The 14,023-nt window shown below is 37.6% G+C and carries 15 protein-coding genes; 3 read left to right on the forward strand and 12 right to left on the reverse strand.

The window, feature by feature from the left end:
- The first annotated feature begins 26 nt into the window (after positions 1-26).
- Positions 27-1,421 (forward strand): argininosuccinate lyase, encoded by a 1,395-nt coding sequence (gene argH, locus FIT63_RS00085; RefSeq protein WP_140006060.1) that lies wholly within the window; start codon positions 27-29, stop codon positions 1,419-1,421.
- A 5-nt stretch (positions 1,422-1,426) separates the two neighbouring features.
- Here argH and FIT63_RS00090 read toward each other — a convergent pair whose 3' ends face one another.
- The 4 genes from FIT63_RS00090 to FIT63_RS00105 form a co-directional block, all read right to left on the reverse strand.
- Entirely contained in the window at positions 1,427-2,851 is a 1,425-nt protein-coding gene (locus FIT63_RS00090) for an efflux transporter outer membrane subunit (RefSeq protein WP_223259914.1), read from the reverse strand.
- Complete coding sequence (locus tag FIT63_RS00095) at positions 2,835-5,945, reverse strand: efflux RND transporter permease subunit (protein ID WP_140006061.1); 3,111 nt, start codon at positions 5,943-5,945, stop codon at positions 2,835-2,837. Before FIT63_RS00095 ends, FIT63_RS00090 begins: the two co-directional genes overlap by 17 nt.
- A complete protein-coding gene (locus FIT63_RS00100) occupies positions 5,945-7,069 on the reverse strand; it encodes an efflux RND transporter periplasmic adaptor subunit (RefSeq protein WP_223259915.1) in 1,125 nt (374 codons plus the stop codon). Before FIT63_RS00100 ends, FIT63_RS00095 begins: the two co-directional genes overlap by 1 nt.
- Positions 7,070-7,174: 105 nt before the next feature.
- Complete coding sequence (locus FIT63_RS00105; RefSeq protein ID WP_140006062.1) at positions 7,175-7,879, reverse strand: VIT1/CCC1 transporter family protein; 705 nt, start codon at positions 7,877-7,879, stop codon at positions 7,175-7,177.
- A gap of 96 nt (positions 7,880-7,975) precedes the next feature.
- On the opposite strand from FIT63_RS00105, the gene FIT63_RS00110 reads away from it, so the two are divergent.
- Complete coding sequence (locus FIT63_RS00110) at positions 7,976-8,224, forward strand: hypothetical protein (RefSeq protein ID WP_140006063.1); 249 nt, start codon at positions 7,976-7,978, stop codon at positions 8,222-8,224.
- Here FIT63_RS00110 and FIT63_RS06795 read toward each other — a convergent pair whose 3' ends face one another.
- Genes FIT63_RS06795 through rph form a run of 8 tightly spaced genes read right to left on the reverse strand, consistent with a single transcriptional unit; the run spans position 8,225 to position 13,007 of the window.
- Positions 8,225-8,365, reverse strand: coding sequence for a hypothetical protein (locus FIT63_RS06795; RefSeq protein WP_189340914.1), 141 nt, complete (start codon positions 8,363-8,365; stop codon positions 8,225-8,227).
- Between the two features lie 6 nt (positions 8,366-8,371).
- Positions 8,372-8,989, reverse strand: coding sequence for a MarC family protein (locus tag FIT63_RS00115; protein ID WP_223259242.1), 618 nt, complete (start codon positions 8,987-8,989; stop codon positions 8,372-8,374).
- Positions 8,990-9,012: 23 nt separating this feature from the next.
- The gene (locus tag FIT63_RS00120) at positions 9,013-9,864 is read right to left on the reverse strand and encodes a radical SAM protein (protein ID WP_140006064.1); all 852 of its coding nucleotides are present in this window, start codon (positions 9,862-9,864) and stop codon (positions 9,013-9,015) included.
- A gap of 2 nt (positions 9,865-9,866) precedes the next feature.
- Positions 9,867-10,286 carry a protein tyrosine phosphatase family protein gene (locus FIT63_RS00125; protein ID WP_140006065.1) on the reverse strand — a complete coding sequence of 140 codons (420 nt, stop codon included), beginning with the start codon at positions 10,284-10,286 and terminating at the stop codon, positions 9,867-9,869.
- Positions 10,287-10,295: 9 nt separating this feature from the next.
- On the reverse strand, positions 10,296-11,465 hold the full coding sequence (gene hemW / locus FIT63_RS00130) for a radical SAM family heme chaperone HemW (protein WP_140006066.1): 1,170 nt from the start codon (positions 11,463-11,465) through the stop codon (positions 10,296-10,298).
- Positions 11,466-11,472: 7 nt separating this feature from the next.
- The gene (locus FIT63_RS00135; protein ID WP_140006067.1) at positions 11,473-11,700 is read right to left on the reverse strand and encodes a hypothetical protein; all 228 of its coding nucleotides are present in this window, start codon (positions 11,698-11,700) and stop codon (positions 11,473-11,475) included.
- A complete protein-coding gene (gene rdgB, locus FIT63_RS00140; protein ID WP_140006068.1) occupies positions 11,693-12,289 on the reverse strand; it encodes an RdgB/HAM1 family non-canonical purine NTP pyrophosphatase in 597 nt (198 codons plus the stop codon). Before rdgB ends, FIT63_RS00135 begins: the two co-directional genes overlap by 8 nt.
- 4 nt (positions 12,290-12,293) lie before the next feature.
- Entirely contained in the window at positions 12,294-13,007 is a 714-nt protein-coding gene (gene rph / locus FIT63_RS00145) for a ribonuclease PH (protein ID WP_140006069.1), read from the reverse strand.
- A gap of 133 nt (positions 13,008-13,140) precedes the next feature.
- On the opposite strand from rph, the gene FIT63_RS00150 reads away from it, so the two are divergent.
- Positions 13,141-14,007: a YicC/YloC family endoribonuclease gene (locus FIT63_RS00150; protein WP_140006070.1), complete on the forward strand. Its 867-nt coding sequence runs from the start codon at positions 13,141-13,143 to the stop codon at positions 14,005-14,007.
- Positions 14,008-14,023: the final 16 nt, after the last annotated feature.

Here is a 14,023-nt window from a genome sequence, read left to right on the forward strand (position 1 = left end):
CATAAGCTTTAGCATATACTTTCATTATGGCTAAAAAAGATATGAAAAAAGCGAATTGGTCAGGCAGATTTAGTGAGCCTGTGACTGAACTCGTCAAAAGATTTACAGCTTCTATTGGGTTTGATCACAAACTAGGTCTGCATGATATTGAAGGCTCGCTGGCTCATGCTGAAATGCTTGCCGCACAAAAAATTATCACACAAAAAGATTTAAAAGCGATTCAAAGCGGATTACAAAGCATTCAAAAAGAAATTTTAGCCGGCACCTTCAAATGGTCTATAGATTTAGAAGACGTACATTTGAATATTGAAAAAAGATTGACTGATAAAATCGGTGAAGCTGGTAAGAAATTACATACAGGAAGATCCAGAAATGACCAGATCGCAACTGATTTGAGATTATGGTTAAGAGCAACCATAGATGAAACGATCCAAAAAATTAAAACACTTCAGTTATCCGTTGTTCAGTTAGCTGATAAGCATCAAAAAACAGTTATGCCTGGATTCACTCATCTCCAAATCGCACAGCCTGTAACCTTTGGCCATCACTTGATGGCTTATTATGAAATGTTACAAAGAGATTTGACAAGATTTGAAGACGCAAGAAAAAGAATGAATCAATTACCCTTAGGATCAGCAGCCCTTGCTGGCACAAGCTATCCTATCGATAGAAATAAGGTTGCTAAAAAACTTAAATTTGACGGTTTGTGCGAGAACTCAATAGATGCAGTTTCAGACAGAGATTTTGCAATTGAATTTACTTTTGTAGCATCTTTACTCATGACCCATTTATCAAGATTTTCAGAAGAGCTCATCATGTGGTCGAGCCCTATGTTTGGATTTGTTGAAATTGCTGATAGATTTTGTACCGGTTCATCCATCATGCCCCAGAAAAAAAATCCAGATGTGCCCGAATTGGTGAGAGGAAAAACAGGAAGAGTCACAGGCCATTTAATGAGCCTTCTTATGCTTATGAAAGCGCAACCACTTGCCTACAATAAAGACAACCAAGAAGATAAAGAGCCTCTTTTTGATACTGCAAATACTATTTTAGATGTACTCACCATTTATGCGGACATGCTTAAAAGCATTTCGGTGAATGAAAAAAATATGAAAGAAGCTGCTTTAAAAGGTTACGCAACTGCAACAGACTTGGCCGATTATCTTGTGATCAAGGGTGTGGCATTTAGAGATGCGCATGAGATTGTGGCAAAAGCCGTAAATGCAGCTATTAAAAAGAAATGTGATTTATCAGAACTTAAGATAGATGAATTGAAAAAATTTAGTAAAATAATTTCAAACGATGTTTATAGCTATTTAACCCTCGAGGGTTCAATTAAATCGAGAAATCATATTGGCGGCACATCTTTTGAGCAAGTCAAAAAATCGATCGAAAAAGCTAAAAAAAGATTGAAACAATAATAGTTTTAACTATTTTCTAACTTTACAGACCAACCCCCACCTAAAGATTTAAATAACTCAACACTCGCAATTAATCTTAACTGCCTTTTTTGAATATAAGCAATCGACGCATCATTGAATACACGCTGAGCATCAAGATATTCCAGATAACTTGAATAACCTGCTTTATATCGGTTCGATGCAATATCCATAGCTTTCTTCGCCGCATCTTGTGTGAGTTTTAAATCATTTTCTTGCTCGGTGTATTCTTTTAAAGATACAAGTGCATTATTTACTTCTTTAAAAGCATTCTGTATAGAAGATTCGTAATAGCTAAGCGCTTGTTTTTGTTTGGCTGTTGCTTGACTCACTCTTGCTTGTGCTCTTCCTGAGTCAAAAATTGGAAGCGTTAAGCCTAAGCCTATTCCCCATATGTCTGAACCAGTTTTATTAACATTTTTTAATTCAGCACTCTCTCTTCCGAAATTTGCTGTAAGAATAATATTTGGAAAAAGTGCAGCTTTAGCCACACCAATATTGGCATTCGCCGCAATCATTATTTGTTCAGCTTCTTTAATGTCTGGTCTTGATTCTAAAAGTGATGAGGGCATATTAGCCGGAGGTATTGGAGGCGTGACCAAAGTGTCCAATCTATTTTCAGGAATATTTAAATTCATATTGCCTGACAAAAGAATAAGTTGATTCGAAATGACTTCACGTTGACGAATAAGATCACTTAGCTGAGCAGATAGATTATTAAAAGCTGCTTCTGCTTGATGAAGATCGAGCGCTGATATAAGACCGCTCTCTAAGCGCTTTTTAGTTAGCTCTAAATTTTCTTTACGATATCCAACATTATCTTTTAAAGCCAATATTTGTGAATCGATGCTTCGCAATAACAAGTAATTGCTTGCAAGAGTACTTTGTAAACTTAATACCACAGTGTCTTTTGAATATTGAGATGAAATATATTCAGCACGAGCTGATTCTTTCGCTCGACGTAATCTTCCCCAAAAATCTAGCTCAAATGATGTGCCGAGTTGAATATTGAAATTTTTACGAAAAGGTTTTACAAAATTTGAGGGCACAATACCAGTTTCAGTGGCTTTAGTCCGATTTCCCTGAGACGTTAAATCTACCGAGGGTATCAAAGCCGCTCCTATTTGTTTTAGGTATGCATCAGCTTCTTCTAGACGTGCAATCGCGGCGTTAACATCTACATTTTTATCTAATGCTTTGTCCATTAGCTCATCAAGCGCTGGGTCCTGATAAAGCTTCCACCAATTATTTAAATCCGCAACTACATTATCTTTACTGATTTCATTGTGATAAGCGTTAGGCAAGTTAATTTCTGGACGTTTGTAGTCAGGCCCAACTAGAGTGCAGCTTATGAGACTAAAAGACAAGCAAAGGAAAATAAAGCGCATCATCATTTTATTTTTTATCCTCATCTATATGACCATGATGACGAATATGATTTCCAGTTAACCAGACAAAAAAGAGTGGAATAAAAATCGTAGCAACAAAGGTTGCTAAAATCATGCCCCCAAAGACACCTGTTCCCATAGATTGACGTGCCGCAGCACCTGCACCTGTTGCGACAACAAGAGGGACAATACCAAAAACGAATGCCATCGATGTCATTACAATAGGCCTAAATCTGAGACGTGCAGCTTCAACCGCAGCTTCCATGACGGGCATGCCCTCTTCCATTTTTTGACTCGCAAATTCCACAATTAAAATTGCATTTTTAGCAGCAAGACCAATTAAGGTGATTAAGCCAATCTGAAAATAAATATCATTTGGCATACCGCGGATCATGACGGCAATGAGAGCGCCAGTCAGGGCAAATGGTACAGCCATAATTACTGCAAGAGGAAGCGCCCACGTTTCAAATTGTGCGGCTAAAATTAGGAATACCATAATAATGGCAAAACCAAATGCAAAGAGCGCTGCAGAGCCTGTTCGCTTTTCTTGATAGGCTTGACCTGTCCAAGCCATTTGATAGCCTTCAGGTAAACTTTCTTTTGCAATTTTTTCAACAAGCTTAATGGTATCGCCCGAACTGACGCCAGGCGAACCCCCTGCTAATACTTTTGCTGAGAGAAGTCCGTTAAAACGTTCGAGTTGTTCAGCACCTAAAATACTATTGACTTTGCTAATTGCTGAGAGAGGAATCATAGCTCCTGTATTTGATCGAACATATACTTTTCCGAGATCATCTGGCTTCATTCGATAGTTTGCATCTGCTTGAAGCTGAACACGGTATGTTCTGCCTGATTTGTTAAAGTCATTAACATATAGTGAGCCCATGGTGCTTTGCAGGGTGTCATAAATACTTGAAATAGGAATACCTAAGCTCATCGCTTTAGCCTCATCTACTTCAATAAAAAGTTGCGGTACGGTAGGTCTAAAAAAAGTATTAACACCTGAAAGGCGAGGTTCTTTCTTAAGCGCTTCGACAAATAAATTGACTGCAGCAAATAAACGTAATGGATCAGTGTCACTTCTACTTTGGATATAAGTTTCCATGCTACCCGAGCTACCTAACCCACGAATTGAAGGAGGGTTAAATGCAATGGCAAGTCCATCGGGTTGCATCATACCAATACCAAAAAGTTTTTTTACAATATCATTCGCGGAGCTTTCTCTTTCGGCCCAGTCTTTTAATCTCACAAATATCGTAGCTGCATTTGATTTGTTGCCACCTCCAATCAGATCATACCCATTTACAGCAAACTGAAAAGCACTTGCAGGATCATTAGCAATTGCGGAACGCACGGCTTCTGTTGTTTTAGAAGTGCGACTAATTGTAGCGCCATCCGCTAACATCACCGCTGTAATGACATAGCCCTGATCTTCCGAGGGAATAAAGCTAGTAGGTGTGAATTTAAAAAGAAAAATAGAGGCGATGACAATGCCACCAAAAACCATGCCACCAATTAAACGATGATGCAAAGTGCCCTTAACAACTTTAATATAAAAATGAGTTAAGTGATTAAACCCATTATTAAAACGATCAAAAATTTTTGAATGGATGGATTTTGGATTTAAGATAATGGCACAGAGCGCCGGAGTGAGTGTCAGAGCTACAACTCCAGATATTACAACAGCAATAGCCACAGTTACAGCGAATTGACGATAGAGCTCCCCTGCAATACCGCCCATAAATGCGACTGGTACAAATACAGCACATAACACTAATACAATGGCAACGACAGCAGCAGAGACTTGTTCCATAGATTTAATAGCAGCTTTAATTGGAGTAAGTTTTTCTTCTGCCATTAAGCGTTCTATATTTTCTAAAACGACAATGGCGTCATCAACCACGATACCTATAGACAAGACCATGGCAAAAAGCGTCAGTGTGTTAATTGAAAAACCAAAAAGATATAGGCCTGCAAAAGTACCTATCAGAGATATAGGCACGGCGATAATAGGAATCAAAGTGGCGCGCCAGTTTTGTAAAAATAGAAATACAACAATCACCACAAGAAGCATTGCTTCACCCAGCGTTTTAAATACTTCTTTCATGGAAGCTTTTACAAAATTACTTGTGTCATAAGGAATTTCGAAATCCATCCCTTTAGGAAAGCGTCCTTTAAGTTCAGCCATTTTTTCCTTAATGCCCTTCGCTGTGTCAAGTGCGTTAGCTCCTGTTTGAAGGAAAATAGGAATCCCTACGCCTGGTTTACCATTTAACGTTGTATTAATATCGTAAGTTTGTGAACCCAATTCGACCCGCGCAATATCTTTAAGATAAAGAATACCGTTAGGCCCACCAGCTCTAATAATAATATTTCCAAATTCATTAGGATCGAGCAAGCGGCCTTTTGCATTCACGGTATATACGAGCTGTTGGTCACTTAAAGAAGGCTCTTGACCAATTTTACCAGCGGCATATTGCGCATTTTGACCTTGAATTGCTGCAGCAATGTCTGAAGTGGTGACATGAAGTTGCGCCATACGATCTGGTTTAAGCCAAATACGCATAGAGTAATCACGCGCACCAAATATATTGGCGTCACCTACTCCCTTAACACGTTTGATTTCATCTAAAACATTAAGAGTTGCGTAGTTACTTAAATAAAGTGGATCAAATTGTTTGTCATTTGATGTCAGCATCACAACTAAAAGAATATCGTTTGATTTTTTTTGCACAACCACACCCGAACGTCTTACTGTTTCTGGTAAGCGAGGAGCTGCAATGTTGACACGGTTGCTTACATTGAAAGTTGCTTGGTTAATATTTGTACCAATTTCAAAAGTCGCGGTGATGTTTAGTGTGCCGCTAGAATCAGTGGTTGAATTAAAATAAAGCAAGCCTTCAACACCGCTTAATTGTTCTTCAATAGGGCCTGCAACTGTTTTCGAAAGTGTTTCAGCACTTGCACCTGGGTAGTTAGCAGTAATAATGACTGTAGGTGGTGCGATTTGTGGATATTGTGCAATGGATAATTTAAGCGCAGCTGCAATACCAGCCAAGACAATAATGATTGAGATTACCGCAGCAAAAATAGGCCGCGTGATAAAAAATTTACTCATTATTTTTTGAAGTTAGGCATGTTGGTGACAGGCATGCCAGGACGAACTTTAATAAGATTATCGATAATGATTTTATCGCCCGCTTGGAGACCGCCTAGAATAACCCAATCCTTACCTTTCCATTCGCCTGTAATAACAGGGCGAGGTGTGGCTTGATTTTTTTCATTGACGACAAATACAAATTTACCTTGATCAGAATTAAGAACAGCTAATTGAGGCAATAAAAATACACCATCTTTTTTGCCTGTAGTCACCCGCACACGAACAAATTGGCCGGGTAAAATTTGACGCTCATTATTTTCAAATGTTGCTCGGAGTTCTTGAGTGCCAAGTGATGGATTGATTTCGCTTGCAGCAAAATTTATTTTGCCCTTCTTCGGGTATTCATTCCCATCGGAAAGAGTGATTGAAACTTCTTGAATATTTTTTTCATTTAATGCGCCACCTAATTGCTTAAGCTCATTATCTGAAAAACTAAATCGCACCCAAATTGGATTCACTTGAGCTAATGTCGTAAGCAGGCTTGTATTTGCAGAAATGAGAGCACCTTCAGAAAATTGAAAGCGACCAGAAATACCATCGACAGGAGCAGTGACATTGGTATAAGAAAGATTAAGCTCCGCCTGTTTTAAATTTGCTCGACTTTGAGCGAGAGCTGCGACACTAATTGATTCATCTGATGATGCATTATCAAATTCACGCTGGCTTATGGACTGAGATTCAATTAAACCTTCTAAACGTTTTTTTTCGCGCTTTGCTTGTTCAGCTCGTGCAAGGCTCTGATTGTATTGCGCGCGCGCTTGATTTAAAGCAATTTTATAGGGCTCGGGATCAATATTGAATAAAATTTGACCCGCTTTAACCGGAGAACCTTCATTGTATTTTCGTTTTAATAAAATACCGCCAACACGAGGTCTAATTTCAACTTCCTTAGCTCCCTCTGTTTGGCCTACAGCTTCGGCTGTAATAGGCATCGATACAGGTATGGATTCAAGCATGGTCACGGGCAAAACAAAATTAGGTGGCATGCCACTTTGCTCTGGAGGTTTTTGACAGCCAACTAAAGAAAATAATAGAAAACCGATAAGTAAAACAGATCTAGATGACAAAAAAAGCTGTTGCAAGTAAAGCCCCAATTCTAAAAATAAAACATGGAAACGAACGTTTCTTCTAAGGCCTTATTTTACAATTAAATCAATGAGTAAGAGAGATTTAAATATACGAAAGTTTTATGACAATAGATGAGCTAAGCCAAAAGCAGCCGAAGAAGCTAAGGCACCAATCACAAGTGTTTGCATCGCCGAACGTCCTTGATTCACGCCAGTAAAGCGACCTTTAATCCAACCAAAAAGTACGAGTGCAATACTTGTGGCAATGACTGACATTTTTAGTGCGGACATGATGTCAGATATAAAGAAATAAGGCATCAAGGGAATTAGCCCACCTATAATATAAGAGGTTGCAATAGTAGTCGCACTGATCATTGCTCTTTTTGGGTCAGGCCTTTCTAAATTTAATTCAAATTTCATCATGAATTTTAGCCAGCGTTCACGATTAGAAGTGATGGACTTAACAACTGTTTTAAGCGCACTCCCTTTGAGTCCATATTCTGAAAGTATTTCCTGGACTTCTAAAATTTCATGCTCACGCAAATGCTTAATTTCATGGGCTTCACGTTTTAATTCAGAATCATAATGTTCAATATCTGTTTTTCCGGCAAGATAACCACCCAGGCCCATTGCAATTGAGCCCGCCGCAACTTCAGCTAGACCTGCTGTTACAATAATCGCTGATGAATCAACAGCTGCAGATAAGCCTGCAGCCAGAGCAAATGGAACAGTCAGTCCGTCCGCCATACCAATAACGATATCGCGAACTACTGCTGTTGAGGTAAAGTGTGTTTCAGAGTGGTCCGAATGATGGTCGTTTGACATGAATATCTCTTTAAATTTTATGTTAATTTAAGTAAAAAATACTATATATTAGATTTTTTATAATTTAAACATTTTTAAATATCTAAGGGCTCAAAAATGAAACAATGTACTTACAATATATTAGCTTTATTAGTCTTTGCTTTGTCTTTTTCTTACGTTCCAACTGCAGCATACGAATATCACTGTGTCTATGACGGTGTGACAACTTTTAATGTGCCTATTTTTATATTCCAACAAGTTTTTTTAGCTACAATTCTTTTTATCATTGCTCGCTATGGTTTTAGAGATGGCAAAATGGTCTGCTGGGCAGCATGTGGAACTAAAAAGAATAAAAAGAAAAAATAGCTAATCAAGTTTAGCTTTATGTTTTGACTGTCTTTTAAACTTTGTTTTATCTTTTTCCACTTTGGGTTTAAAAGGCAAGTCAGCACGGAAAAGAGCGTAATGTGTCTGAGAGCGTAACTTAAGTTTACGAATTTGCTTCATAAAGCATTACGCAATAATATCTAATACGCCCCGCGTAATGAACTCAATCGCCATGGAACCTAAAAGTAAACCCATGACACGGGTCACTATTTTAGTACCTACTGCACCAATCACTCTAGAGATGCTTTCAGCAAAACTTAAGGTAAGCCAAATTGTTAGAGACACGAAAATACATGGCAGCACTAGAAAAGATAGATTTACAAAATTAGGGGCTTGGTGAGCAGCAATAATCATATTACTAATCGCGCCGGGCCCTGCTAAGAGAGGAATACTAAGTGGGACAAAGGCAATTAATTCTTTTTCTGACTTATTATTTTGTGTAGATTCCATAACTTGATTTCGTCCTAACATCATGTATATGGCCATGATCAGAAGAAGTATACCGCCGCAAATCTGAAAACTTGGCATAGAAATGCCAAAGATATTTAAGATTTTATCTCCGAGAAAAAGTGAAACTACAAGAATGATAAAGACAGTTAAAGCTGTCATCTTGGCTACATTTTTTTTATTAATCTTTTTATGTTGGCTCGTTAAACTCAAGTAAATCGGTAAGCAGCCTGGGGGGTCAACAATTGCTATCATAGCGATTGTCGTTTTTATTATAAAAGTCCATTCAATCATCATAAATTTCCAAAGGTTAAAAAGTTTTAATAACTCACTGTTGATTCGATCCCATTATTATGAAGCTGGTCTGCAATATTCTCTAATACATTAATATTTACCCTACCAAGACGGTAAGCTTCTGGCTGCATGGATGGTCTCGCAATTCCATACAAATGAACACCTTTGATACTTTTCTTGGCACTATCAATAAGTTTAATATATGCGTCAATCTCCTTATTATTAGGTTCTTTATTGTCGATGGTAAAAATACATGTTTGAACAAATGTAGGACATATTTCACTACAACGTTTTAATCGATCAATCGCTTGTTGTGGTTTTATATTAACTTGATTAATTACTTTAGAATTTTCTTCTAGCGCAGCATCGACCTTAAACCAGACTTCCCCGTTCATTTTTGCAAGCACTTGAATTCCTTCAAGCACAGATTCTTTGTGCATTAAACTTCCATTAGTAATCAAACGAATTTTAATCTTATGAAGTAAGTTAAATTCTTCCAGTATCTTTTTAACAATTAAAATAACCTGTGGAAATTCTTCCGCACTTGTAGGCTCTCCATTGCCTGAAAAAGCAATGTCTTTTAAATGACGATCCTCAATTGCTACATTTTTCTCCATGTAATCGCCGTGAATAATTTCATGAAGAAAAAAACGTAGTTCATCTTCAAGCACATCAAGCTCAATGGGTGGCGGTGAGCCACGGGTAAGATTTGGAATTTCACAATAAATGCATTGCCAATTACATGCATTATTTACATTTAAGTTAACGCCAATCGATAAGCCGCCAGCACGTCTTGAAATAACAGAATAGATATATTTGAGACCACTTAATTCCCGGCTGTGATCATGAATACTCAGATACTGTTTAGATACACTCATGTCTATTTAAGGGAGTTTAGACGGTCTTTTATCGGAGATAAGTCATAGCCTGCAATCTGGGCTTTGCTTAAAATTTCATCAATAGGCAAGGTTTTTGCATGCGAAAGTGCCCAAAGCATTGAACATCTTGTGCCAGTGCGGCAATAAGCAAAGATAGGCTTTTGAGCCAACTCAAAAGAGCTGCCAAATTGAGCAATATCATCATCTGAAATTTGCCCGCCAATTACAGGCTGATGGATGGCTTTGATACCTAAATTTTGAGCTTCTTTTTCAATAATTGAAAACGTTAGTTGTCCTTCGGATTCCTGGTCAGGGCGATTACAAAAAATAGTTTTGTAGCCTTGCGCTTGAATTTCTTTTAAGTCTTCAATCGTGATTTGATCAGAGACGGTAAGTTCGTTATTTATTTTTGCAAATTTCATAATTTCATTCTACTTTAAAAAAATACTCAATAGGTCATTTAAGAATCGCTGACCTAAAAGCGTTGGTTTAATCATCTCATGATCCATAGTAATCAGTTTTTTATCTATCGCAGCTTTGAGTTCTTTATCGATAGCTGAAATATATAAACCCGTTTTATCTTCGAAGCTTTGAATACTAAATCCATCGATAAGACGTAAGTGGTTCATCATAAATTCAAAAGCCAAATCACTTTCATGAATGATTGTTTCTGATTCAATCATATGTTGTGTGACTACTTTTTCCATATATTGTTTTGGATTTTTATAACGACTCTCGCGACTCATCTTGTCATGAAAGGTTAGTTTGCTATGCGCACCTGCGCCTATACCAAGATAGTCGCCAAACTGCCAATAATTAAGATTATGCTCGCATTGTGATTTAGGTTTTGCAAAAGCAGAGGTTTCATAATGCTCGTAGCCATGCTGGCTTAAAATACCTTCAATAGTTTCTTGCATTTCTGCACTCTCATCATCGAGCGGTAATTTGGGCGGGTGTTTAAAAAAGAATGTATTAGGCTCAATCGTTAAATGATAAAAAGATAGGTGCTGTGTATAAAAAGAGGTCGCAGTCTTAGCATCGTCTATCGCTTCATCCAATGTTTGGTGAGGTAATGCATACATTAAATCTAAATTCACTGCATCAAAATGACGCATGGCAATTTCAATGCCTTTTTTGGCTTCACTGCTATCGTGGATTCGACCTAATGCTTTGAGATGGACATCATTAAATGATTGAATCCCTAAAGATACTCTAGTGACGCCAGCTTCTTTGTATGCTTCAAAATGATTGCTATCAATCGCGCCTGGATTAGCTTCAAGTGTAATTTCGGCATCATACAAAATAGGCGTCAGTGCACGAACCTGACTTAAAATTTTCTGAATAGCTTTTCCACTAAAAAGACTGGGTGTACCACCACCAAAAAAAATGGAATGAATTTTTCTGCCCCAAATTTTAGGTAATGAATATTCAAGATCCTTGATAAGTGCATCCACATACATGGATTCTAAATCAGTAAAGTTTTGAGATTCTTTATGTTCGTGTGAATTAAAATCACAATAGGGACATTTTTTGACACACCAAGGGATGTGAATATAAAGCGAGAGTGGGGGTGGCATGGCGAGTCTTGATGTTTGACTCATAGAAGACTTATTTATTTTTTAAGTATGGATTAATAAGATCATCAACCATTTGATGAAGTGCTTCTTTCATCTGCTTTTCAGATACTTCCATTAAAAGGCCATCTTCAATGGCATCTTGAGAAAGCTGCTTTAATTCATCAAAGTTTTCTTTCATGACCTTAATTTTTTCTGTACACGACACTAATGATTTATCGTCACGAATCCAAGCAGGCCATTTATTTTTTAATTTATCCATATATCTGATTCAATTTCAATTTAAGTTTATGTAACGCTTGTCCGCGATGACTAATTCGGTTTTTAATGTCCGATGGTAATTCTGCCACAGCTTTTTCAGTCATATGATCTAAAAATAACGGGTCATAACCAAACCCCCCAGAGCCTCTGGGTGATTTTAAAATCTCTCCATGCCAGATACCTTCAGTAATAATAGGTTCAGGATCAAATTCATGTTTTACAAATACAATGACACAAGTGTAATGCGCTTTTCGATTTGACTCGTTTTCTAAACTTTTTAAAAGTTTTTCATTGTTTTTTTGATCCGATGAAGGCTCTCCTGCAAATCGAGCAGATAAAACGCCAGGTTTTCCATCGAGCGCATCCACGCATATCCCTGAATCATCTGCGATTGCAGGTAGTTTTGATAAACGACTTGCATGCCTAGCTTTAATCAGCGCGTTCTCAAGGAAGGTATGGAAAGGCTCCTCAGTGGCATCAATTTTAAAATGCGATTGAGGAAGTATCTCAAGATTCATATCATCTAAGATCGATTGAATTTCGGTGAGTTTTTTGGCATTGCTTGTTGCAATGACGATTTGATTCTTCATGAAATTACTTTAAAACGTTTTTTTGTAATTGAATGAGTTCTTTAATACCCTGCGCTGCAAGGTCAGACATTTGGCCCATCATTTCCCGCGAAAAAGGGTTACCTTCTGCAGTACCTTGAATTTCCACAAAACCGCCCGAGCCTGTCATCACGATATTCATGTCTGTGTCACAACTTGAATCTTCACTGTAATCCAAATCTAATAGTGGATTTCCTTGGTGGAGCCCTACAGAAATGGCTGCCACATAATCAATGAGCGGCGATTCTGAAATCAGTTTTTTATCCATTAAATGTTTAATGGCATCGTGCACTGCGACATAAGCTCCCGTAATACTGGCTGTGCGTGTGCCACCATCGGCTTGAATAACGTCACAATCAATTTGAATGGTACGTTCGCCCAGTTTTTTTAAATCAATAATCGCGCGTAAGCTCCGTCCAATAAGACGTTGTATTTCTTGAGTCCGACCGGATTGTTTTCCACGTGCCGCTTCTCTATCCATTCTAGATCCTGTCGATCTTGGCAGCATGCCATATTCAGCTGTTATCCAACCTTGACTTTGACCCTTTAAAAAAGAAGGGACTTTTTCATCAATACTTGCAGTGCAAAGCACATGCGTATCACCGAATTTAATCAAGACGGAGCCTTCAGCATGTTTTGTGTAATGCCTAATAATTTCAACCGGTCTTAATTGGTTGTGAGCGCGTTGATTTAATCTCATAGTCTTCTTCCTCGATAGAAGTCGTCATTATAAGCTAGCTTTAATTGATTGATATCTTGTCATTTAAAGGTTTTAGTCGCAAATGCAACTATAGATTGATAAAATGGCTCTTAAACATTGAATTGGATACCTTATGGCTTTAAGTATGACCGGTTTTTCTTTTAAAGAAGCAGATACTCAGCAAGGTATTTTGCTCCTTGAATTTCGGTCTTTAAATAATCGATATCTAGAACTCCAGGTTAAATTGGATGAATCTTTAAGGTCATTCGAACCCATGATGCGCGACCTGATATCAGCCGAAATTAAAAGAGGTAAAGTAGATTGCAGAATCTATTTCAAATCTAAAACACATGCGCTTGATGTTAAAAATGTAGATCCGGTGAAGTTAAAACAACTCGCTAGTTCAGTCGATGAAATTGCAAAACATTTCCCCCATGTGCAACCGATTAATGCGCTCGATATCTTAAAAACGAGCGAGATCATGCACGATCAATCAGTGGATATGAATTTGCTTGAACAAGATCTTAAAAAAAACCTCAAAGAAGCTTTATTAGAGATTCAATTATCTAAAGCTCGCGAAGGTGAAAAATTACAAAAGATTTTATTGGATAAATTAAAAGATATTGAATTGCTTGTAGGTGAAGCTAAAAAAATATTACCCGTTTTAATCAAAGATTATCAAACTAAAATTGAAAATAAGTTTAAGGAAGCTTTGATTGCGATCGATGATGATCGATTGAAGCAAGAGTTTCTTATTTTTATTCAAAAGATGGATATTGATGAAGAGCTTAATCGTATTACATCCCATATCGATGAAGTCAGGCGTTTACTTAAAACCGATGGCGCTATTGGTAAAAAACTAGACTTTATGATGCAAGAACTAAATCGTGAGGCGAATACTTTAGGCTCGAAATCCATTTCACCTAAAACGTCACAAATATCCGTTGATTTAAAAGTTTTGATTGAGCAAATGCGCGAACAAATTCAGAATATTGAATAATAACGACTAAAGAATA

Origin of the sequence: Candidatus Methylopumilus planktonicus (assembly GCF_006364715.1) — a bacterium.
GTDB lineage: Bacteria > Pseudomonadota > Gammaproteobacteria > Burkholderiales > Methylophilaceae > Methylopumilus > Methylopumilus planktonicus_A.